The 22,835-nt window shown below is 42.7% G+C and carries 22 protein-coding genes; 15 read left to right on the top strand and 7 right to left on the bottom strand.

Annotation, left to right across the window (positions count from 1 at the left end; translation table 11 throughout):
* Positions 1–5: 5 nt before the first annotated feature.
* A complete protein-coding gene (locus tag Q5O24_11570) occupies positions 6–1,760 on the top strand; it encodes an NADH-dependent [FeFe] hydrogenase, group A6 (GenBank protein WKY46993.1) in 1,755 nt (584 codons plus the stop codon).
* Between the two features lie 92 nt (positions 1,761–1,852).
* Here the strand turns inward: Q5O24_11570 and Q5O24_11565 are convergent, their stop codons facing one another.
* Genes Q5O24_11565 through Q5O24_11555 form a run of 3 tightly spaced genes read right to left on the bottom strand, consistent with a single transcriptional unit; the run spans position 1,853 to position 5,685 of the window.
* Entirely contained in the window at positions 1,853–3,247 is a 1,395-nt protein-coding gene (locus Q5O24_11565; protein ID WKY46992.1) for an SLC13 family permease, read from the bottom strand.
* A 55-nt stretch (positions 3,248–3,302) separates the two neighbouring features.
* Complete coding sequence (locus tag Q5O24_11560) at positions 3,303–4,283, bottom strand: uroporphyrinogen decarboxylase family protein (GenBank protein WKY46991.1); 981 nt, start codon at positions 4,281–4,283, stop codon at positions 3,303–3,305.
* Between the two features lie 49 nt (positions 4,284–4,332).
* On the bottom strand, positions 4,333–5,685 hold the full coding sequence (locus Q5O24_11555; protein WKY46990.1) for a glycoside-pentoside-hexuronide (GPH):cation symporter: 1,353 nt from the start codon (positions 5,683–5,685) through the stop codon (positions 4,333–4,335).
* A 655-nt stretch (positions 5,686–6,340) separates the two neighbouring features.
* Here Q5O24_11555 and Q5O24_11550 point away from each other — a divergent pair.
* The 4 genes from Q5O24_11550 (at position 6,341) to Q5O24_11535 (ending at position 9,693) form a co-directional block, all read left to right on the top strand.
* The gene (locus Q5O24_11550; GenBank protein WKY46989.1) at positions 6,341–7,321 is read left to right on the top strand and encodes a uroporphyrinogen decarboxylase family protein; all 981 of its coding nucleotides are present in this window, start codon (positions 6,341–6,343) and stop codon (positions 7,319–7,321) included.
* 11 nt (positions 7,322–7,332) lie between these two features.
* Positions 7,333–8,130: a methyltetrahydrofolate cobalamin methyltransferase gene (locus Q5O24_11545; protein WKY46988.1), complete on the top strand. Its 798-nt coding sequence runs from the start codon at positions 7,333–7,335 to the stop codon at positions 8,128–8,130.
* Positions 8,131–8,185: 55 nt separating this feature from the next.
* A complete protein-coding gene (locus tag Q5O24_11540; GenBank protein ID WKY46987.1) occupies positions 8,186–8,815 on the top strand; it encodes a corrinoid protein in 630 nt (209 codons plus the stop codon).
* Between the two features lie 221 nt (positions 8,816–9,036).
* Positions 9,037–9,693: a TetR/AcrR family transcriptional regulator gene (locus tag Q5O24_11535; protein WKY46986.1), complete on the top strand. Its 657-nt coding sequence runs from the start codon at positions 9,037–9,039 to the stop codon at positions 9,691–9,693.
* A 23-nt stretch (positions 9,694–9,716) separates the two neighbouring features.
* Here the strand turns inward: Q5O24_11535 and Q5O24_11530 are convergent, their stop codons facing one another.
* Positions 9,717–10,466 carry a ComF family protein gene (locus tag Q5O24_11530; protein WKY46985.1) on the bottom strand — a complete coding sequence of 250 codons (750 nt, stop codon included), beginning with the start codon at positions 10,464–10,466 and terminating at the stop codon, positions 9,717–9,719.
* Between the two features lie 25 nt (positions 10,467–10,491).
* Positions 10,492–12,699, bottom strand: a complete 2,208-nt coding sequence (locus Q5O24_11525; GenBank protein WKY46984.1) for an ATP-dependent RecD-like DNA helicase — start codon at positions 12,697–12,699, stop codon at positions 10,492–10,494.
* 321 nt (positions 12,700–13,020) lie between these two features.
* Here Q5O24_11525 and murB point away from each other — a divergent pair, with 321 nt between their 5' ends.
* The 8 genes from murB to Q5O24_11485 all read left to right on the top strand — a co-directional run bounded on the left by murB (position 13,021) and on the right by Q5O24_11485 (position 19,378).
* A complete protein-coding gene (gene murB / locus Q5O24_11520; protein ID WKY46983.1) occupies positions 13,021–13,923 on the top strand; it encodes a UDP-N-acetylmuramate dehydrogenase in 903 nt (300 codons plus the stop codon).
* Positions 13,924–13,944: 21 nt separating this feature from the next.
* Positions 13,945–14,253: a nucleotidyltransferase domain-containing protein gene (locus Q5O24_11515; protein WKY46982.1), complete on the top strand. Its 309-nt coding sequence runs from the start codon at positions 13,945–13,947 to the stop codon at positions 14,251–14,253.
* The gene (locus Q5O24_11510; protein ID WKY46981.1) at positions 14,240–14,572 is read left to right on the top strand and encodes a DUF86 domain-containing protein; all 333 of its coding nucleotides are present in this window, start codon (positions 14,240–14,242) and stop codon (positions 14,570–14,572) included. The genes Q5O24_11515 and Q5O24_11510 overlap by 14 nt, the downstream gene beginning before the upstream one ends.
* Before the next feature lie 13 nt (positions 14,573–14,585).
* A complete protein-coding gene (locus tag Q5O24_11505) occupies positions 14,586–15,320 on the top strand; it encodes a PHP domain-containing protein (protein WKY46980.1) in 735 nt (244 codons plus the stop codon).
* A 34-nt stretch (positions 15,321–15,354) separates the two neighbouring features.
* Positions 15,355–16,245, top strand: coding sequence for an RNase adapter RapZ (rapZ, locus tag Q5O24_11500; GenBank protein WKY46979.1), 891 nt, complete (start codon positions 15,355–15,357; stop codon positions 16,243–16,245).
* A gap of 72 nt (positions 16,246–16,317) precedes the next feature.
* Positions 16,318–17,331: a uridine diphosphate-N-acetylglucosamine-binding protein YvcK gene (yvcK, locus tag Q5O24_11495; GenBank protein WKY46978.1), complete on the top strand. Its 1,014-nt coding sequence runs from the start codon at positions 16,318–16,320 to the stop codon at positions 17,329–17,331.
* Positions 17,332–17,635: 304 nt separating this feature from the next.
* Positions 17,636–18,577 (top strand): DNA-binding protein WhiA, encoded by a 942-nt coding sequence (gene whiA, locus Q5O24_11490; GenBank protein ID WKY46977.1) that lies wholly within the window; start codon positions 17,636–17,638, stop codon positions 18,575–18,577.
* Positions 18,578–19,378: a CpsB/CapC family capsule biosynthesis tyrosine phosphatase gene (locus tag Q5O24_11485; protein WKY46976.1), complete on the top strand. Its 801-nt coding sequence runs from the start codon at positions 18,578–18,580 to the stop codon at positions 19,376–19,378.
* Between the two features lie 233 nt (positions 19,379–19,611).
* Here Q5O24_11485 and Q5O24_11480 read toward each other — a convergent pair whose 3' ends face one another.
* Both Q5O24_11480 and Q5O24_11475 read right to left on the bottom strand, forming a co-directional pair.
* Positions 19,612–20,199 carry a sigma-70 family RNA polymerase sigma factor gene (locus Q5O24_11480; protein ID WKY46975.1) on the bottom strand — a complete coding sequence of 196 codons (588 nt, stop codon included), beginning with the start codon at positions 20,197–20,199 and terminating at the stop codon, positions 19,612–19,614.
* Between the two features lie 174 nt (positions 20,200–20,373).
* Positions 20,374–20,511 (bottom strand): hypothetical protein, encoded by a 138-nt coding sequence (locus Q5O24_11475; protein WKY46974.1) that lies wholly within the window; start codon positions 20,509–20,511, stop codon positions 20,374–20,376.
* Positions 20,512–20,850: 339 nt separating this feature from the next.
* Between Q5O24_11475 and Q5O24_11470 the strand changes: the two genes are divergently transcribed.
* Positions 20,851–21,432 carry an RNA polymerase sigma factor gene (locus Q5O24_11470; GenBank protein ID WKY46973.1) on the top strand — a complete coding sequence of 194 codons (582 nt, stop codon included), beginning with the start codon at positions 20,851–20,853 and terminating at the stop codon, positions 21,430–21,432.
* On the top strand, positions 21,429–22,670 hold the full coding sequence (locus Q5O24_11465; protein ID WKY46972.1) for a hypothetical protein: 1,242 nt from the start codon (positions 21,429–21,431) through the stop codon (positions 22,668–22,670). Before Q5O24_11470 ends, Q5O24_11465 begins: the two co-directional genes overlap by 4 nt.
* Positions 22,671–22,835 lie beyond the last annotated feature (165 nt).

Here is a 22,835-nt window from a genome sequence, read left to right as displayed (position 1 = left end):
AAACGATGAAAGAAGTAACATTTAAAATTAACGGTCAGGAAATGACTGTCCCGGAAGGTACAACTGTGCTGGAAGCTGCCAGAATGAAAAACATTGATATTCCAACATTGTGTTATCTCAAGGATATCAATGAAATTGGTGCTTGTAGAATGTGTCTGGTGGAAATCGCCGGTGCTAGAGCTCTGCAGGCTTCCTGCGTGTATCCAGTTGCCAATGGGATTGAGGTCCTGACTAATTCTGAAAAGGTCAGAGAAGCTCGACGTGTGAATTTGGAGCTGATTCTCTCTGACCATAACCGGGAATGTACAACCTGTGTCCGTAGCGAAAACTGTGAGTTGCAGTCCATGGCTAAAGATTTGGGCGTATCTGATGTCCCATTTGAAGGGGAACGTTCTGGACATTTAATTGATAATATGTCAACCTCTATTGTTCGGGATGAAAGCAAATGTATCCTGTGTAAACGCTGTTCAGCTGTATGTAGCAGCGTGCAGGGAGTTGCAGTTCTGGGAGCTGTAGGCCGTGGTTTTACATCACAGGTTCAACCAGTCTTCGATAAATCGCTGGCCGAGGTAGGCTGTATCAATTGTGGACAGTGTATCGTCAATTGTCCAGTTGGTGCTTTAACCGAAAAATCAAATATCCGACAGGTCTGGGACGCAATATCTGATCCTTCAAAAATGGTTGTTGTTCAGACTGCGCCAGCCGTTCGTGCTGCTCTGGGTGAAGAATTCGGACTGCCTATGGGAACTGCGGTAACAGGTAAAATGGTGGCATCACTCAAAAGACTGGGATTTGATAAAGTCTTCGATACTGATTTTGGCGCTGATGTGACAATTATGGAAGAAGGAACAGAACTATTAGGACGGATTAATAATAATGGCGTTCTGCCGATGATCACTTCCTGTTCACCTGGCTGGGTTAAATATATCGAAACCTATTATCCGGAAATGATTCCTCATCTGTCAAGCTGTAAATCGCCACAGAATATGACAGGAGCCCTGTTAAAATCGCACTATGCAAAAGCAAACGGAATTGATCCTAAAGATATGTTTGTTGTATCGGTTATGCCATGTACTGCTAAAAAATATGAAGTACAGCGTGAAGAACTGGCATCGAAAGATGGCCTGGCAGATGTTGATGTTTCAATTACTACCCGTGAACTGGCAAGAATGATTAAAGAAGCCAGAATCATGTTCACGAAATTACCAGACGAAAGTTTTGATGAATACTATGGTGAATCGACAGGTGCAGCCGTTATTTTTGGCGCAACTGGTGGTGTTATGGAAGCCGCAGTTCGAACCCTGGCTGATATTTTGAATGACAAAGATATCCAGGAAATCGATTATGAAATGGTTCGTGGCGTAGAAGGCATTAAACGGGCAACCGTTTCTGTTACACCGGAAATGGATGTTAATGTTCTGGTCGCTCACGGTGGAAATAATATTAAAACCGTTATGGAAGATTTAAAAGCCGGAAAATTATCCGATGTGTCATTTATTGAGCTGATGGCCTGTCCGGGTGGTTGTGTAAACGGTGGTGGACAACCAATTGTCGCACCTAAAGATCAAATTGATATAGATATCCGCACAGAACGGGCTAAAGCTTTATATAATGAAGATGCTCAGGTGTTAAAATATCGTAAATCGCACCAGAGCCCATCTGTTAAACGGATCTACGAAGAATTCCTGGAAGAGCCTAACAGTCATGTTGCCCATGACATTCTTCACACGACTTATTCTGAAAAACCTAAAATGATCTAATCTAGTTTTAAACATCAAAAAGGCTGCTAGCCGGTGACCGTTGTGGTCAGTCGGCAGCAGCCTTTTTTTTATTTCTTATTTATAGAGAAGAATTAAACCAGTCCGATCAGTCGCCCGCCGATTGGCAGCCAGATGGTACAAAGGACGATGAAGGCCAATTGCATATAAATGGTTGCCTTAGGCATATCCATCATTTTGTAATAACCGGCTGTGTAGGTTATGAGGGGAATGGTATCGATGGGGAACAGATAACAATTCCCGGCACAAAGCCCCAGGGTGATAATTAAAAGAGCCGGATTAATGCCCGTGGTCAGAGCAATACTGACAATAACCGGGGATAAAACCCCAATCAGGGCCGGGGCTACAGGTACCACCAGCATGACCACAAAAGCGATTATAGAGACAAATAGGACACCTTGCATCACGGTTAGTGTCAGAGAAGCAGGCAGGACATGACTGACAAACCATTCACTGACACCGTTGGTAACCAGTGTATTGGCGATACATAGAACAGTACCGATTAAAATAAAGGAAGTCCAGGAGACCGCTTTTACATATTGCTCCCAGCTTAGAACGTTGATTCCCGGCATGAAGAATAGGGAGCAGCCCAACAGGGCGACAACTGATACGTCAATACCGGAAACAAATGAACTCAGTATCCAGAAAAAAAGCATTGTGGCACCGATGGTCAGGACCTTTTTTTCAATCGTCTGTAGTCCTTCAGTAATGGCGATGCTTTCAAGGTAGGTTTGAACGCGGTCATGTTCAATGTCTGCGGGAGGGAAAATCTTTATCAGCAGCCACCATGAAAAAGGTACCATGATAATGACTATCGGGATAGCACAAACCATCCATTGAATAAAGGTAATCTGAATACCGGCTATCTCCTGGAGCAGTCCGATGGTCAGGATATTGATACCACTGCCTGCTGGAGTCATAATTCCCCCCAGCATAATCGCAATGGGGATTCCGATCATTAAGGGTCGGGCAGTTTTTTTTCGGTCGGCCTCGTTTTCAAAAAGCTTTAAAAAACTGCTCCCGATACCCATAAAAACCACCACCGTAGGCACATCAGTAACCATAGAAGATACGATTGTTCCGGAGATCATAATGGCCAGTATACAGGTTTTTACGTCCTTGCCAAAGCTCTTGATAATGGCGTATAGAATTCGCCTGACAATTGGTGTTGAAGTTACTGCTTCTGCCAGGCCAAAAGAGGCGATAACAAAGAAAAGCATGGTGTTGGAAAAACCTGTCAAACCACTGGCTAAATTCTTGGTCACCCCTAAAAGCGGTAAAAGGGCTAGACTGATAAAGCAGATAATCCCAACCGGCAGAGATTCGAAAATAAGCAAAACCAGGAAAAAAATCAGCAGTCCGATGGTCCGAAATCCGATTTCAGTCAAACCTTCAGGGATAGGTAAGAAAATACTGGCTAACAGAACCAGGATTCCCAGAGCGATGCCGACAATCTGTTTTTTATTCATTTTTCACCTCACTTGTAAAAAAAAAGGGAGGAATAATCCTCCCTGTATAGTTAGTTTAGAACATTTCTTTGGACATTCGATCGATTTCATTGGTCAGAGTCTGATAAACTCCAGGGAAGGATTCGACCGGCAGACCGGAAGTCTGACAAGGAATGAAATACAGTTTTCCATTTTCCCGGCAGGTTTCTTCAACATATTTTGCAACAATTTCAGGGGTCCAGTCTGGGAAATCAACCAGACCAGAGTGAATACCACCCATGAATGAAATCTTTCCACCATACTCTTTAATCAGTTCGGGAATTTTATTGGTATTCATGACTCCCTGCCAGATATCAATGCCCATCTCGATCATTGAGGGGACCAGGTTGGCAGCATAAGAATCACTGTGGTGAACAATTAGTTCTACGCCGTTTTCCTTATAGAAACCATAAATCTTTTTATAAGCTGGGACAAAGAACTCTTCAAACATTTCAGGAGAAATGAAGGAATTAATCTGGCTGCCCCAATCATCATGATGGAAAACAGCATCTGGATGGAGGTGTTCGATAAATTCTTTTGCCAGTCTAAGTTCAAAATCAACAAGGAAATCAATTAGTTCATGCATCGCTTCCGGTTCTTCATAGTAGGCCATTAAAGCTTCTTCCATACTCATCAAATAATGGATATGTTCAAACAGACCGGGTGCAACAAAGACAGTGACAAAATATTCATCGCGATCAACCGCAGCAGCTTCTGCAGCAGCTTCTGCCCAGGCTTCATCAGGATAGTCAAGATTAGGTGCTTTTACATAGTCACGCCATTTTGTGATGTCTTTGATGACAATATGTTCCTCATCATGAACCGGGAAAGAGCCAAGCTGTCCTTCCGGCCATCGTAGCAGTACGCCCCATTCATTATAAGCTTCACCACCAACTGGCGGTTTAATTCTAGTGATCGGTGTTTTCATGACCAGATGCAGCGCTTCATACTGATTAACAAATCGGTCAGGGTTTCCGCCTTTTATAACTTCCATTAAATTTTGTCGTTTAGTTAACATGGTATCTCCTTTAACATTGATAAGAATTCGATGCTGATTTTACAACTGCTTATTTTTGTTTATCCATATCTTGCTTAATTTCAGCCATTTTCGATGGAGTCAACGAGTAAAGTTTTAACATCAGAAGCAGACCAATTGCCATGATGATAGCAGGGTACAGAGCAAAACCGTTTTTAATTCCCTGAACAAGTTCTGGAGTAACTGCCATATCAGCAACATAACCAACAGAAGCAAGTACTGCTGAAATAATTACCGAACGTACAAATACAGAGATTTTTATGGGGAAAGAAATCAATGACATGATGAAACCTCGGGCGTTTTTACCAGTTTTCCATTCACCATAGTCAACAGTTGCAGAGTACATGGCAACACCCAGTGAATCAGGAAGTCCATAACCGATGTAAGCAACAAACATAACCACTTTAAAGGCTGTAGCGCTTAAAGGCACAAACCAGACGACCAGCAGACCGACAATCAGGAATAAAAGGGCAATGACATAAGTCATTTTTTCACCCAATTTCTTGGCAATCGGTGCAGCGATCATAGCAGCAAAGAAGGAAACGATGGTCAGTCCTGTCATAAATAAAGCCAGACCTGGCAGGTCTTCAATAACATATTTGAAGTAATAGAAAGCCATACCGAAGATAACAAAACGTCCCAGATAACGACCCAGCTCTACTAACATCAGTCCCATTAAAGGAGGATTGACAGTGATCTGTTTAAGCATTTCGCTAATAGGCATTTTTTCTTTAGTGGCCTGAGCTTCAGAACCATTATCTTTATATGGAGTAGTAATTTTAAAATAAGTCAGGTTACAGATGATCATAATACATCCGGTAACAGCAGCTATGATGGTATAACCTAACACTTCATTACCAATACCGGCGCCAACAGCAGCGATAGATTTAACGCCAAAATATGAGAAGACAAGGCTTCCGGCAGCATTAAACATACCACGATTACCAGCCATAGAAATTCGCTCTTCACGAATGGTGGTTAAGGCATTATTCATAGAAATATGAGCCGCATAGAAGGTGTTCCAAACCAGATGGGAAACGGCAAAACCGATAAAGATAATAACAGCTGTTGTCATCGCTTCACCAATCTGAGAGAACTGGAAGACATAGAAAAAGGCTGCAATCGGTGGGCCGACTAATAGCCAGGAGCGATATTTACCCCATTTCATATTGCTTTTTTCAAGAATGATCCCAGATACTGGAACCGACACAATATCAACAATAGAAGTTAACAAAAGTACAGCAGAGGCGAGTGCCAATGGTATTTTAGCGTAATCGGTCAGAAACGCTGCAAAGAGCATGACCTCGATATTAACCATTGTCTGAAAGCCGAACGACGGCAAACCATAGAGATTTATGGCTGACTTGCTTAAAGGTTGATTCATATGTTTCTCCTTTTCATTTCAGTCAATAAACTGATAATTTTAGATTTTATAAATGTGTTGATGATTCTTTTTAAAACCCTCTTACCCTCTTCATAATTACGATATAAGAACGTCTTAAATACCTGTGATTTTACAAACAGTAAATTGGCCAATAATTACTATAGAAATCATGACTTCATTGTACTCGGTTTCACATTCATAGTCAACATATTTTAGTATATTATTAAAATATTTTTGTTTTTCGCCAGATGATTTCGTTTACATTCAGTAATAATCAAATAACTTACGGAAAATAGGTATTTCATCAAAAAAAATGAATTAACGAAAAAAAATAGAATAAGGAAAAATAAACAGTAAAAAATTAAATACGCTTAAATTATATCGATGTTTTATGGATTGTCAATACAAAATGCTATATAAAGGATAACATTTACAAAAATATAAAAATGATTTTAAATTTAATTTGATAATTCGTAAATTCAGCTTGAGAAAATAGGGACTTTTTGAAACTTATGATTGACAATATTGCTGAAACCGTTTATACTACAGTAAAATAATTTAAAATTACTAATAAAACAGTAATCAATAAATTTAATACTAATAATTACGAAGATGGGTTTTGTAATTATGGGAAAATCATTGAGGAGGTTGACAAGTGTTAACGATTAAAGAGAACTTAAAGGAAGTAATGTCAGGTGGCAAACCGGATCGGTTTGTAAAACAGTTTGAATTTATGGAAATGATTATGAATGTTCCATCTTGCCGAATTAAACCAGCTATTGGCGAAGAGGTGGTTAACGAGTGGGGTGTAACCGTTGCATGGCCGGAAGGACAGCTTGGTGCTTTCCCGGTTCATAATAATGGTAAAATCGTTTTAAAAGATATTACTGAATGGAAAGAGTATATTAAAGCTCCAAATGTTGTCTTTCCGGAAGCTGACTGGCAACCGGCGATTGAAGCTGCAAAGGCAGTTGATCGTGATAATAAATATGTTACTGCTTTTATTGCACCGGGAATTTTCGAATTAACGCATTATCTGATGGGGATGGAAGATGCATTAATGAGTTTTTATGAAGAGCCGGAAGCCATGAAAGAGCTGATTGACTATCTGACAGAATTCGAATTAGCTTATGCTAAAGAGCTGGTTACTTATTTAAAACCAGATTGCCTGTTTCATCATGATGATTGGGGCAGTCAGATTTCTACTTTCCTTTCTCCAGCAATGTTTGAAGAATTCTTACTGCCAGCATATAAAAAATTATACGGCTTCTATAAAGAAAACGGTGTAGAATTAATTGTTCATCACAGTGACTCTTATGGTGCAACTATCGTTCCAGCGATGATTGAAATGGGAATCGATGTCTGGCAGGGTGTTATGACAACTAACGATATTCCGGCAATGATTAAGGAATACGGCGGACAAATTACCTTTATGGGCGGTGTTCACTCAGGCATCATTGATCATCCGGATTGGACAAAAGAGCAGGTAGAAGAAGAATTTACCCGTGCCTGTCGTGAATGCGGTAAACTTTACTTCATCCCGGGAGCTTGTCAGGGAATGGGCGTATCTTCCTTCCCAGGCGTTTACGAAGCCAGTGATGAAGCAATTGATAAAATGACCAAAGAAATGTTTTAAAGGAGATACTAATGATTATTATTGGAGAAAAAATTAACGGAGCGATTCCGTCAACCGCCAAAGCGATTGCGGCTAAGGATGCTGAATTCATTAAGAATCTGGCCATTAAACAGGCAGAAGCAGGCGCAGATTATATTGATGTCTGTGCATCAGTAGATGATGACATTGAAATGGAAACCATGAAATGGTTAATTGATATCGTACAGGAAGCGGTAGATACCCCTATTGCTGTAGACAGTCCTAATGTTTTCACTTGTATTGAATCCATGAAACTTTGCAAAAAACCGGGATTATTCAATTCAGTTTCCATGGAAGGGGACAAAATTGACGCGGCTTTTAAAGCGCTGGCTGATACCGAATGGGAATGTGTTGCTCTGTTAAACAGCGATAAAGGAATTCCTAAAACAGCTAAAGACCGTTTGGATGTATTCCACGACATTATGGCTAAATGTAAAGAATATGGCATTGATCCATCCCGTATGCACATCGATCCATTGATTGAAATGCTGTGTACCTCTGAAGATGGCATTAATATGGTTACTGAAGTTATCCGTGAAATTAAAAAAGCCTACCCGACTATTCATGTCACCGGTGCGGTTTCAAATATTTCCTTCAACCTGCCAGCTCGTCGAATTGCCAACCAGGCTTTTGCCGTGCTAGCAATGAACGCTGGCATGGACTCCTTCATCCTGGATCCACTAAACAAGGACATGATGGGAATGCTTTTTGCCACTGAAGCCATGATGGGTGAAGATGAGTACTGTATGGAATATATCGGCGCTTTCCGCGAAGGTATTTTTGTAAAATAAATAATTTTGCACACACAAAGATAAAAAATAAAATTAAATTCTAAGGAGAAAGAATATGTCAACAATTGCAGAAGTAAAAACACTGGTAGAAACTGGAAAATCTAAAAAAGTAGGAGCTGCTGTACAGGCTGCTTTGGATGCAGGCGTAGTTGCTCAGGAAATTTTAGATGGCATGATCGAATCCATGGGCGTTGTCGGTGAAAAATTCTCAGCTGGCGAAATCTTCGTTCCAGAAATGTTGATTGCTGCCAAAGCAATGTCAAAAGGTGTGGATATTTTAAAACCGGTTATGGCTGGTGAAAATTCTACTTCTTTAGGAACCTGTATTATGGGAACTGTTGCCGGAGACCTGCATGATATCGGTAAAAACCTGGTTGTTATGATGCTTGAAAGCTCAGGATTTGACATGGTCGACCTGGGTGTGGATGTACCAGCAGACAAATTCGTTGAAGCGGTTAAAGAAAACGATAATGTAGTTTTAGTTGCCTGCTCTGGTCTGTTAACTACTACAATGCCAGCTTTAAAAGAAGCAGTTCAGACTGTAAAAGCTGCTTATCCTGAACTTCCAGTTATCGTTGGTGGCGCTCCTGTAACACCAGAATATGCTGCAGAAATTGGCGCAGATGGATACGCTCCAGATGCTGGTAGCTCAGCTTCAAAAGCCAAAGAACTAATTGGCGCATAGGAAACTCTTTATTTAAAGATTGCAATAATTGGGCCTTCTGTGATAAAATACCTACTCATGGAAGGCTTTTTATATGTGCAAAATTTTTTTGGCAGTAAAAAAGACTTTAGTTCGGGAAAAAATAAGTGGATATTAAAAAATAATGTGTTATTATTTTGTTGGATATTATAAATCGGAATGTTTCAATCAGATATCCACTTCAGTCCTAAGGAGATAGAGAGATGCGTAAAAAAACTAAAGGCGAAATGACAAAAGAAAGGATTTTCGACAGTGCAAAAGAACTGTTTTATCAGCAGGGCTATAATGCAACGACAATAGTCCAGATTGCTGAGCGTTCAAATTCCACTTTGGGCTCTATGACTTATCATTTTGCGACGAAAGACCTTTTTATTGCTCAAATTTTTGAAGATTATTTAAATAATATTCATGATAGCTTAAAAGAAAAGCTGATCGGATATCGCCCCATCAATGCTTTCGAAAATCATTTTTACTTAACGATGGTCTGGTATCATTATCTCTTATCCGATCCCCAGGTCAGAAATTTTTATTATGAAATCTCCCGAATTGATTCACTCTATCAGTTTCTCCATAAGAGTATTGAAGCCATTTATCACCAGTTTGTGGATGACTATAAATTGCGCATCCGGCCGATCGAATTTGATGCCCTCCTAATCGCCGATTTCGGGGCCCGCCGGGAATTGACCAGAAACTACTGTGAAGGTAATATTAATATGCCGGTGGAGGATTTCTCCATCCTTTTAATTTCCAATACCGCCCGCTGCTTTGGGATTCCCCAAAAGGTAATTTACAAAGTCAGCTATGAAGCCCTGCTGTTTTTCCGGGGAAACGATTTTTCAGACATTAAACTGCTGGTATAAAAAAAGACCCTAGAGGTCTTTTTTTATTGGTCGTCGAGAGCGGCGATAACGGCTATAAAGATTTTTCCAGCCCCGCCGTCTCTTAGCGTGGCGGCTGCTTCAAAAAGCGTTGCCCCAGTGGTCAGTACATCATCAACCAGTAGAATGTTCTTTTTATAAACCTCTCTCGGATTACTTAAATCAAATACGCCCAGCATATTTTCCTTACGTTTCTTTAAAGACTGGCCGATTTGATGGGGGTTGTTGTGGCTCCGAAAGAGATTATCATTAGCAAGGTGAATCGCCAGATTTTCAGGCAGTTCAGCGGCTAGACCTTCAGCTATTTTCTCACTCTGGTTGTAGCCTCTTTCCTTCCGCCGTTCTGGGTGAATGGGGATTGGCATAATTAAGTCAACCTTGTTAATCCAATCCTGTGTTTTGATTGCTTTGCCCATTTCCTGGCCCAGATAAACAGCCAGTCCCGGCCGGTTTTTAAATTTAAGGTCAGTAATCATTTTTCTTGAATCTTCCTGATAGTGAAAAAGACACAAGCCGCCGGAAAAAGGGTCTTCTTCCTGCCGGCAATGTTTACAGACCAATTTTTGATTGTCAGTCAGAGCCCGGCCGCAAGATTGGCAGACAGGACCATTATTAAGCGGCTTTCGTTTTTCGCATTCAGCACAGAGAAAAGCATCGCCCCAAAAAAGGACCTTTCCACAGACCGGGCAGGTCCCGTTTTTCAAAAATAGAAATTCCCCTAAAAATGAATTAATAGCTTCATATAGTGAGTTCATATTCGCGCTCCATTTTCCCTGCGGGCTATAGCAGCGGGTTATTCAAATAATCTATAATTCGCATTTTAAGAGCGGTCTGGCGCTGCTGGCTCTTTTCCGATTTAATCATCTGCCGGAAAACATACTGATTACCCATTAAAATGAGAAGCTTCTTGGCCCTGGTAACGCCGGTATATAAAAGTTTGCGGTTTAAGAACATCGGCGGTCCCCCGACTATTGGCATAATCACAACCGGAAACTCGCTGCCCTGGCTCTTATGGACAGTCATGGCATAGGCATGGGTAATCTCATCCATCTGGTCATAATCGTATTCCGATTCCCGTCCGTCATTAAAGAGGATGGTAAAAGTTTTTCGGCCGGGGTTGATATCGGTCAGAATTCCGATATCGCCATTATAAACCCCTTCACCTTCGTCGGGTCCGTCTTCCCATTTTTGCCGGTAGTTGTTTTTAATCTGCATGACCTTGTCGCCTTCCCGATAAATAACCGCTCCGAATTCCCGCTGGTTTTTATCAGCTGCGGGCGGGTTTAAGACGGACTGCAGGGCCTGATTTAAGTTAATCACCCCAACGGTTCCCTTTTTCATTGGCGAGATAACCTGAATATCGGAAATGTCAGTAAAGCCTTTGGCATTGGGGATGCGGTTTTCAACCAGATCAAGTATATCTCTTAAAAGTTTGTCATTATCATTTTTGTTAAGAAATAGAAAGTCAGTCTGATTATCGATATCGGGATAGCGGCCCTGGTTGATTTCATGGGCATTGACAGAAATCATACTATCCTCAGACTGGCGGTAAATCCGCTCTAAAGATACCACCTTGACAGCATCGCTTTCGATAATATCAGCCAGGACATTACCCGGTCCAACAGAGGGCAGCTGATCGGCATCGCCCACCAGAATCAGGCGGGTGCCGGGGGAAAGGGCAGATAAAAGGCTGTTTAATAAAAGGATATCGATCATTGAAGACTCGTCAACGATTAAGGCATCGGCCTCTAACGGATTGGCTTCATCACGGGTGAAGAAGGGGTTATCATCGTCACCGCCAAATTCGTATTCCAGCAGTCGGTGGATGGTTTTGGCTTCTGCCCCGGTGGTCTCCGACATCCGTTTGGCAGCCCGGCCAGTGGGGGCGCACAGCACAGTTTCCAGGCCCAGATTGGAAAAGATCTGTAAGATTCCATTTATAATGGTGGTTTTCCCGGTTCCCGGTCCACCGGTAATGACAATGACGCCGTGATCCATAGCTGCTGAAATGGCCTCGCGCTGCCTTGGGTCCAGGTCTAACTGCATTTGTTTTTCGTAGCGAGAAATTTGTTCTTCGATCGAAGTATCAGGAATTTCATATTGCGAACGGCTGATTCGGGCCATTAAAAGGGCCGCATTATCTTCTGCTTCAAATAGGGATAAAGGATAGTAAACGGGCTGGTCATCGAGAACTTCCTGACGGACCTGACCGGAAAAAATAACCTCGCTTAAGTGACTCATAATCGTGTCCGTGCTGACATTAAGCATTCGTGCTGCCCCGCCAATCAGCTCATCTTCGGTCATATAGGTATTGCCCCGGCTGTAGCAGTCGGACAGCACATAAGAGATGCCGGCCAGAACCCGACCGGGACTGTCCGGGTCAAAACCCAGCTGACTGGCAATATGGTCGGCAATCTTAAAGCCAATACCGCGGATGTCCTCAATCATTTTATAGGGGGTGTTGAGTAAAACGGAAATGGTATCACCTTTGTAGGTCTGGTACAGTTTCATAGCCCAGGTTGAGGAAATTCCGTATTCCTGAATTTGAAGCATGGTATTGCGGATTTCCCGCTGTTCAGGGTAAACTTCCTTGATGCCGGCCAGGGTTTTTTTACCGATTCCTTTAATCTCAGATAGACGGTTCAGGTCGTTATCAAGAATCTCGATAGTATCCTGTCCAAAACGTTCAACGATCAGGCGGGCGGTTTTTTCACCAATCCCCGGCAGGACCCCGGAGGATAGATAACGGATGATCCCATCAGTAGAGGTGGGGATTTCAAAGGCGTAGGTTTCTACAGCAAACTGTTCACCGTAGCTGCGATGTTCGGTAAAATAGCCGGTCAGTTTTAAAAATTCCCCATGATTCAGTTCCTCAAAATTTCCAACAACGGTAATTAATTCTCCGTCAATATCAAAATGCGCTACCGTATATCCGTTGGAATCATTACGATAGACGATGTGTTCAACCGTCCCTTTTAAGCTTTCCATGCCTGCTCCTGTGTCAATTTTTTTTCATTATAACATTAAACTTTGAGACTGGGTAGGATAAGTGTCTTAAAAAATGATTTAAAAAAGCCTGAATCTAGGCCTTTGGCCAGTTTTTAATGGAAAAAAAAGCGGTCGCATGTTAGAATGTCCTTTATAAAGAAAAAATGATAAGTGCTGGTAGTCAGTGAATACGGGAGAGCTTAAAAATCGTACTGACGGCTGGAGCTCGTCAGAAGCCAATTGTTGGTACGGTGGTGTATTTAATAAATGATTTAGATTTTATTTATGTATACCAGCACAAAAAAATTGATAGGAAACTAAATGGAAAAAATTATAAATGAACTGCAGGCTGTCCTGCAGCCGGAACAGATTAAAATTAACGAACCGATGAAGGCCCACACTTCTTTTCAGGTGGGGGGACCAGCGGATTTGCTGTTATTGCCAGGTTCTATAGAAGAAATGCAAGCGATCCTTAAAAGTCTTAAAAATCATGATGTTCCCGTATATATTATGGGGAAAGGTTCTAATCTTTTAGTTAAAGATAAGGGCTTTCGGGGTATTATGATAAAAACGACCAGTCTTAAAAAAGTTGAGGTGATTGACGAAACCATTATCGCCCAACCGGGGATTTCTTTAAAAGAACTGGCTGAAGTGGCCCTTGAAAATAGTCTGACCGGGCTGGAATTTGCTTCCGGCATCCCTGGCAGCCTGGGTGGAGCGGTGACCATGAACGCCGGTGCCTATGATGGAGAAATGAAACAGTGTATTGAATCCATTGAGGTCATTACTGAAGATGGAAATCTTAAAACTATCCATCTGGAAGACTGCGGCTTTGGCTATCGTCAGTCGGTCCTGCAAAAGCATGACTGGGTCCTGGTGTCCGTAACAATTAAGTTAAGTAGGGGCGAGCAGGCAGCTATACTTGAAAAAATGACAGATCTTAATCAGCGTCGGTCGGATAAACAGCCCCTGGAATACCCCAGTGCCGGTTCTACCTTTAGAAGACCGGAAGGCTATTTTGCCGGAAAACTGGTGCAGGATGCCGGTTTTAAAGGCTATAGCCTGGGTGGTGCTCAGGTCTCGGAAAAACACAGTGGTTTTGTCATCAATCGTGATAATGCCTCGGCGGCCGACATTTTAAACCTGATTGCAGCGATTCAGAACGGCGTTAAAGAAAAGTTTGGTGTGGAGTTAAAAACCGAGGTCATTGTGATCGGGGAATAACAGTATAAAAGGAGTGGGAATATGAAATCGGAATACACACCTTTGGAAATCAGCCGAAAAACAAAAAGGATATTTTCTGAAAATGATGTCAGACGAGCCTTTCTGTTCGGGTCATACGCTAAAGGCAGTGAGACCGCGAAAAGCGATATCGATATATATGCTGAATTTTTTCACAAAAAGCCCTTTTTCGAACTTTGTGGTATATTGTATGATCTGAGAGAGGCATTAAAAAAAGATGTCGATTTTTTTGATGAAGATGAACTGAAAAAAAATCCTGATTTATATCAAAATGCCAAATCAGAAGGAATTTGTATCTATGAAAAAAAGTGATGAAGAACGATTGGAGAAAATTACTCAATACTGTTTTGAAGCTATTGCTTTTACAGACGATATAAATCTCGAAATATTTTTAAATGATCTGAAAACAATAAGAGCAGTTACGATGACATTGGTACAAATTGGTGAGTTGGTCTATAAACTCTCAGATGAGATCAAGGAATCACATCATGAAGTTCCCTGGCGACAAATAGCAGGTTTGCGACACCGCCTGGTGCATGATTACGGAAATACCGATTATGCTGCAGTATGGGAGATTATTCGAATTAATATACCAGAGCTGCAAAATAGCATCAAAGATATTTTGAAATAGGCAGGACACAATTATGAAAATAGTCCACGATATGCACACCCATACCGTCTACAGTCACGGCAAAAATACCATTGAAGAAATGGTTCTGCAGGCCCGGGAGATTGGCTTAAAAGCCATTACCATCTCCGATCACGGCCGCTCCCACCCTTTGTTTGGCGTCCGTAAAAAGAATTTTAAAAAAATGCGGGCAGAAATCGATGCTTTAAATGAAAAGTATGATGATATCCGGATCTTTTTGTCAGTGGAGTCAAATATTACGGGTCGAAACGGTGATATTGATATCGGTCAGGAAGAACGTGAATACTGCGACTGGATCTTAGCCGGTTATCATTATGGCTATATTCCGGCGACCCTTGCCGATATCTTCTTGTTTGCCATTCCCAATTATCTGGCGATGGTTATTCCGCCTCTTAGAAAAAAAGTAAAGGCCATGAATACCCAAACCTATGTCAAGGCCATGGAGAAAAATAAAATAAGGCTGATTACCCATCCCGGGGACAAGCTGCCCATCGACATCGAACCGGTGGCTCATACGGCGGCTAAACATGGTGTGCTCTTGGAGATTAACCCCCGGCATGACCATTTAAACGTTGAAGAAATTAAAATATGTATGAAATATCCGGTAGAATTTGCCATCAACAGTGATGCTCATAAAAAAGAGGCGCTGGGGAATATGCGGGATACGCCAGCAATTGTTAAAGCAGCAGGTTTACCGCTTCATCGAATTGTTAATATCTGTGAAGATTAGGTGTCCCCTTGGGTCAGGAAAGAGAAGGTGAGAAATGGAGAACATTATTATAACCGGGATGTCAGGTGCCGGAAAAACCCAGGCCATGCAGATTCTTGAGGAACTGGGCTTTTTTTGTGTCGATAATCTGCCGCCCCAGCTGATTCCCACCTTTCTGGAACTGTGTCAGGAATCCGCAAAAAACCTCGATAAAGTCGCATTAGTAACAGACATTCGGGGAGAAATTTTCAGGGATCCCTCCTGCGAAGAAAAGGTATACTACCAGATCAAAGATCAGGTTCGGTACTTTTTTCTTGATGCCAGAGATGATGTACTGATCTCCCGTTATCAGGAAAGCCGCCGCAGCCACCCCCTATCGGAAATTAGTGGCAGCCTGATCGAAGCCATAGCCAGGGAGCGCCAAAGTCTGGCTTATCTAAAAGACCTGGCTGATGTGGTCATCGATACCTCGGAGATCACGACCGCGGAACTTAGAGAAACCCTCTTAAAAGCTTTAAATCGTGAAGAAACGCAAATTAAAACAAAAGTTAAACTATACTCATTTGGCTATAAATATGAAAGCCCAGTGGGGGCTGATTTTGTTTTCGATGTCCGTTTCCTTAAAAATCCTTTCTATTTAAAGGAGTTAAGAACCCTGACCGGTAAGGATAAAGAAGTGCAGGATTATGTCATGTCCTTTGCCGAAGCAAAGACCTTTTATGACCACCTTCTGGCGCTGCTGTCCTTTGTCATCCCCGAGTTTAAAAAAGTTTCCAAACCGGTGTTGGAAGTGGCTATCGGCTGTACCGGCGGTCAGCATCGTTCGGTGACCTTTGCTGAACTTTTAGCTAAGGATCTTAAACTGCAGGGCCTGGAAGTAACCCTCCTGCATCGGGATATGGATAAAAACGTCCATGTCGTCAAAAAAAGAGAAAATAAATTGTGATAGCCATAGAATACGAGGGACGGTTTTTTATTGTGCCCCTGTGTCTTACATCGCTGTGAAGGAAGTGATTGGATGGAAATGAAAGAATATATTCGGGAGTTTACCTTGAAGGACATAGTCAGAGTCAGAAATCCCCGTGTTGTAGCCATTGGCGGGGGAACCGGGCTGTCTGTGATCCTGCGGGGACTAAAAAAATATACCGACCGGCTCTCAGCCATTGTAACAGTTGGCGATGATGGCGGCGGTTCGGGAATGCTCAGAGAAGATCTGGGTATACTGCCGCCGGGGGATATCAGATCCTGTATCCTGGCCCTGGCTGATGATGAGAATATCATGCAGGATTTGTTTAATTACCGTTTCCCGGAAGGCCGGATGATGGGCCAGTCCTTTGGCAATCTCTTTCTGGCAGCCATGAACGGGATCTCTCATGATTTTTATGATGCGGTTCGTCGAACCTCTGATGTTTTACAGATTAAGGGGGAAGTCCTGCCGGTGACCTTGTCGCAGATGACTCTGGTGGCCAAGCTTCAAAATGGTGCCATTGTTGAAGGGGAGTCGGCCATACCGGATCAGGTGATTCGACAGAACAGCCCGATTAATGAATTATCATTAAAACCCCAACAGATTAGTCCCCTGCCCGAAACCATTGAAGCGATTGCAGAAGCCGATCTGATTATAATCGGACCGGGAAGCCTCTATACCAGTATTATCCCAAATCTTTTAGTGTCCGGGGTGGCCAGGGCTATTTTCGACAGCCGGGCCAAACGTTTCTATATCGGCAATCTGATGAGCCAACCCGGCGAGACCAGCAGTTTTTCGCAGGAAGACCATGTTCGGGCCATCCTGTCCCATCTTGATCCCGATGAAGGACGGCTCTTTGATTATATCTGTGCCAATACCGGCCGGCTTCCGGTAAGTATTAAGGAAAAGTACGAAAAATGCGACGCTCGGACCATTTTCCTGGATCAGGAGCCGCTGCCCGGCTATACCTATATCTACGATGACTTTGTCACCATGGAAAGCGGCTACGTGCGGCACGACGCCGATCTGTTAGCCAAACGCATCTTTGAAACCTATATTGGATGATTTGGACATAGGGGGACGGTTCTTCTTGTGTTAACATTTAAAAACAAATAACAAGATAACAAAGAAAGCAAGGACACAGGGGGGCGGTTCTTCTTGTGTTAACATTTAAAAACAAATAACAAGATAACAAAGAAAGCAAGGACACAGGGGGACGGTTCTTCTTGTGTTAACATTTAAAAACAAATAATAAGATAACAAAGAAAGCAAGGACACAGGGGGACGGTTCTTCTTGTGTTAACATTTAAAAACAAATAATAAGATAACACAAAAGAACCGTCCCCCTGTGTCGTCCCTGGAGGTAAATATGACATTTTCAGCAATTCTAAAAAAAGACTTATCCCGGCTGCCACTGGAGCATGAAGCCCAAACGCTGGCTGAACTGGCAGGGATTATCTCGGCGGTTGGGACGGTCAAAATCATAAGTCTTGACGACAACCCCAGTACGGCACTGTCGGTCAAAACAGAAAATCCGGCGGTGGCCACCCGCACCTACCAGCTGTTAAAAAAACTTTATGCCTATAAAGCCTCGGTGGAAATTCAAAAAACCAGAAAATTCAGAGACCATCGGAACTATCTGGTAACTGTAGCAGATTCACAGCTGGCTAGAAAAATATTTAACGATACCCAAAGCTTTGCTGGTGACTTAAGCAGGCGCTTAAATGATAATGGCGCTAAAGCTTATTTAAGAGGCGTCTTTTTAGGCTGTGGATCGGTAACTAACCCGGAAAAGACCTATCATCTGGAACTGGTATCTAAAACCGGTGAGGATTTTTTGCAGAATATAAAGACCTTGCTTTCCGGCTTCGAAATTCGATCCAATCTGATCAGGCGCAAAAATTCATCAGTCTTATATATAAAGGAAAGCGAATCTGTAGCCAACTTTTTAAATGTCATCGGTGCCCACCGGGGGCTTTTGGAAATGGAGAATATCCGGATTGTCAAGGAGATGCGCAATGATGTCAACAGACAGGTTAACTGCGAGACGGCCAACCTTAATAAGACCGTCGCTGCCGCCTGTGATCAGATTGCCGATATCATGGTTTTAAAAGACCATTACGGCTTTAAAAATTTGCCTAAAAATCTGTATGCTATTGCTGAAGTCAGGCTAAATTACCCTGATGCGACCATTAAGGAGCTGGGCCAGCGGCTGGACCCGCCAGTTGGCAAATCCGGTGTCTACCACCGGCTCAAAAAACTCTCGGAACTGGCTCAAACGGTCAGAAATGAAAAAGGATTAGGTGAATAGTTGATTGATATACATACCCATATATTGCCCGGAGTTGATGACGGGGCCAGAAATTTTGAAGAAAGTTTAAAGATGTTGAAGAAGGCTGAGAGCATTGGTTTTGATGCCCTGGTCTGCAGCCCGCATTTCCATGAGGATAAGGAGATGACCATCACGGCCTGTGAGAATAATCTTTTAATCAAGCGGTTAAAAAAAGCCGCCAAGGCAGAAGGGATTAATATTTTTCTTTTTCCCGGCAATGAAGTCTTTTATTCGCCTCATATTATGGAAGATATCGATAAAAGTCTGTTTATCAGCCTGAACAAAAGCCGATACTTTTTAGTGGAAGGCAACCGTCATAAGCTGGACTGCCATAATTTCGAACGCTTTCTGATTAATCTTAAGGCCAAAGGCTACACACCTATTATCGCCCACCCGGAACGCTACTCCTGCATTCAGGAAAACCCCAATATTCTGGCCCGGATGATTGGTCATGGCTGTTATGCCCAGCTTAATCTTCTTAGCCTGATCGGCTTTCATGGCGATCAGGCCCAGGATACAGCCGAAATCCTTTTAACCCACCAGATGGTTCATTTTGCTGCATCAGACGCCCATAAACCCAGGTACTATGAGTCCATGCCCAAAGCCCTGGACATGGCTGCAGAACTGATTGGTGAGGTAGAACTTGACCGCCTGATGGACAAGAATCCCAAACGCCTACTGGTTAACGAAGCAATTCATCTGCCAGAACCTTATATGGTTGAGCTGAAACCTAAAAGAACAAGCTTACTCTGGGGCTTCTTTAAAAAAAGCCAGGTATAAAAAAATAACCGGTTGTAGTACCGGTTTAGAACTTATTCCTACTCCGTACCGACCAATTGAATTTCGTAGTCTGCGCGCGGTTTCGTACAGTTGCTAAATTTGCATGTGCAAATATTTAAGATTTTCTAGCAACTGTTCGCCCCGAGGCAGACTACTGAAAAGCCAATTGTCGGTACTCAGGTGATTAATTATCTTTAGATCGGTTTAATAGCCGGTTATTTTTTTGCAAAGAATCAGTTGGGACGATGGGAAAAGCCGGCATCACAAAGCTCCGCTCTCAGCTGTTTAAGCAGACGGCGGTGCATCTGCGACAGGGCATTGGCCGAACAGCCGGCTTCTTGGGCCAGTTCATTTAAGCTTCTGCCTCTGGCATAAACCTCGTTTAAAAGCCAGACCTGACGGGGCCGGAGTTTTTTTAGCAGCTCGCTCAGGGTTTTTAACAGCTCCTGGGTGCTGTAACGGCTTTCAATTAGCAGGTCAGGGTCACACAGGCTTTCAAGCAGGGTGAGGCCCTCGGAATCAGGCTTTATTTCATCCAGGGAAGAGGTATAGCGAAATTTCTTGGCCTTTTCGACCCAGTGATAGAATAATTGTTTTTTAAGATAGGCGCCGAAAGGAACCTTTAATGACGGGTCATAATCATTTATGGTCATTAAAAGAACCACAATCCCCTCAGAAATCAGATCTTCGGGAGGGAGATTATTAAGGTTATACTTTTGCCCCATAGAATATAAAAGGGGTGTATACTGTCTGATCAGTAACAGCCTGGACTGGCTGTCCTGTGAACGCGCGCTTTTTATAAGCGTCAGGGTATCATACATAGTTTTCCTCCTGTTATGAAAATTCGGGTTAACCGGATTGCGTCACGAACGATCTGAAAATCGCCACACTTAACTCACAAATAGTCATAACGCAAAGAACTGATATCATTAATTATTATAACGGAAATTCATAATTATCGCAAGAGTAAAATATAGGACACAGGGGGACGGTTCTTATTGTGTTAACATATAAAACAAATAAAGATAACACAAAGGAACCGTCCCCCTGTGTCCCATATCTTTGCCGTCAACGTTACCGAAATTGGAGCGGATTGATAATTTGCTGCTTAAGTTTTCCTTAGTAATTGCCATGTTGGCCTCCTTAATGTTTTTTAACCGGTTATGCCAATAGATAGACCTGTGACAGAAAATGTGACAAAAAAACTTAAAAAAATGAGAAATTTCTTTAAATCCTTTATCTTCCTTTAGTACTTAGGTTATAATATAGGGTATTACAAAGGGGAATTGCATAATACCCGAGACACAGGGGGACGGTTCTTATTGTGTTAACATATAAAACAAATAAAGATAACACAAAAGAACCGTCCCCCTGTGTCCTCTGTGTCCCCAACGACCCAAACTTTTTATTTTGCACCAGTGCAATAAAACGTCCCCCCTGGACGTTACTAATATATGGAGGACAAAATCTGAATGAATCTTTTTCTGACCATGGTGGTACCACCGGAGACAGAGCCAACCAGTGAACTTGACGAAGGCCTGTTTTTAAAAATTGCAGAAAATGATATGGAGGCCTTTGAAACCTTCTATCGACAGACTGAGCGTACCCTGTATGCCTTTATCCTGTCGATTATCAAAAACCACGATGAAGCTCTGGATCTGCTCCAGGATACCTATTTAAAGGTGCGGGCGGCGGCCCACCTCTATAAGCCCATGGGCAAACCCATGGCCTGGGTCTTTACCATCGCCAGGAACTTAACGATAAGTCGAATCCGCAAGCAGACAAAAAACGAGAACGGACAGGTTAATGAAATAGAGAATGATTTAAATTTTTCCTACGTCACCGATCCCGAGGACCGGCTGGTATTACAGACCGCCCTTAAGATTCTAAACGAAGAGGAAAGAGAAGTTATTCTTCTCCATGCCATTTCCGGTTTTACCCACCGGGAGCTCGCCGAGAACCTTAATCTGCCTATTTCCACTGTTTTATCCAAATATCATCGGGGTCTTAAAAAACTTAAAAAACACCTGTTGGAAAAGGGGGTGAAACGATGAAAAAAATTGAGATGGAAGGCGCGCTTTCCCGGGCTGTTAACCAGGCCCCGCTCTTGGATTTTAAAGCCCTTTCTGCCATGCCGGTCGAAAAGATGGACAAACACGACTGGATTACCATGCCGAGAAAGAAGAAATGCATTAATCTAAAACCAATATCAGCGGTAGCGGCAAGCTTTCTGGTTGGGGTAGTGGTTTATTCCGGCTGGTTTGCCCAGTTTAAGATGGCCGATTCGGTGATCGGGCTGGATGTTAATCAGAGTGTGGAAATCATAACCAACCGTCAGAACAAAGTGCTGTCAGTCAGGCCCCTAAATGCATTGGGGGAAAAAGTGATTGCCGGTAAAGATTTTAAGCAGGCCGATCTTAATGAATCGGTCAATACCATTGTCAATGGCCTGATCGAATACGGCTATTTAAATGAAGCCGATAAAACTATTCTGGTCTCGGTCAAGAACAGCGATGTGGCAAAGGCTGACCAGCTGGTCGCATCAGTCAGCGAGACCATCGAAAAAACCGCCGATGCGGAAGCCATAAGCCCCACCATCCTCAATCAGACCTATGACAAAATCGATACAGCGGAAGAGGAGCTGGCTGAGAGTCTGAATGTGACCACCGGTAAAATGAATGTCATTACGGTGATGAATCAGGCTGACGAGTCTCTGGAGCTGGAAGCACTGGCAGCCATGTCCATGGACCAGCTGATTCAAGTGTCGGATGAGAAAAATATCGACTTAAGCTCGGTTATTAAAACGGAAGAGGCGGACAAGGTCAAGAATAGTCTCGAAAGCTCAAAAGAAACCGGTGCGGTCGAAGTCGAAGACGCAGAGGAAGCAGATGAAAATTCCGATGATCTTGTTGTAGAAAATGCTGCCACTTCCAAAGAAGATCCAAGCAGCGATGCTGACCAAAGCCTTGATGGCCTTGCGAGTGATGAAGAGAACACCGAAGAGACGGTTGGTGGAAGCGGCGAAATAGCTGATGAAACACCAAAAGAAGTAGCTGGCAGTGAGGATAAAAACAAGCAGTCCCTTGAGGAAGAAGAACAGGTTGATTTAGAAGATCCGCCTGATAAGATCAGTCAGTCCCACGATAAGGACGAGGCGGCAAAAGATCCGGATGAAGTTCAAGACCAGGATAACGGCCGGGAACTGGCGGAAGAAGAGCTGTCAGACCTGTCTGAAGAAGAAAGCCCTATGGAAGAAACGACAGTTTCACCGACTGAGGAAAAAGAAATTTAAAAAAATTAAAAAAGGTTGCGATAAAAAGTAAAACTCTATCGTTAACCAATTGTAATTAGGATTTAGTGCCTCGCCTTAACCGGCTAAAATCGGGAAATTAGCAATTGCTGAAATTTTTAGTTGCAAAACCGTTACTAATTGGTTTTAAGTTAAATTCAATTGACT

The sequence above is a fragment of the Eubacteriaceae bacterium ES3 genome (assembly GCA_030586155.1).
Classification (GTDB): domain Bacteria; phylum Bacillota; class Clostridia; order Eubacteriales; family Eubacteriaceae; genus Acetobacterium.
This window is presented reverse-complemented; position numbering and strand designations above follow the sequence as displayed.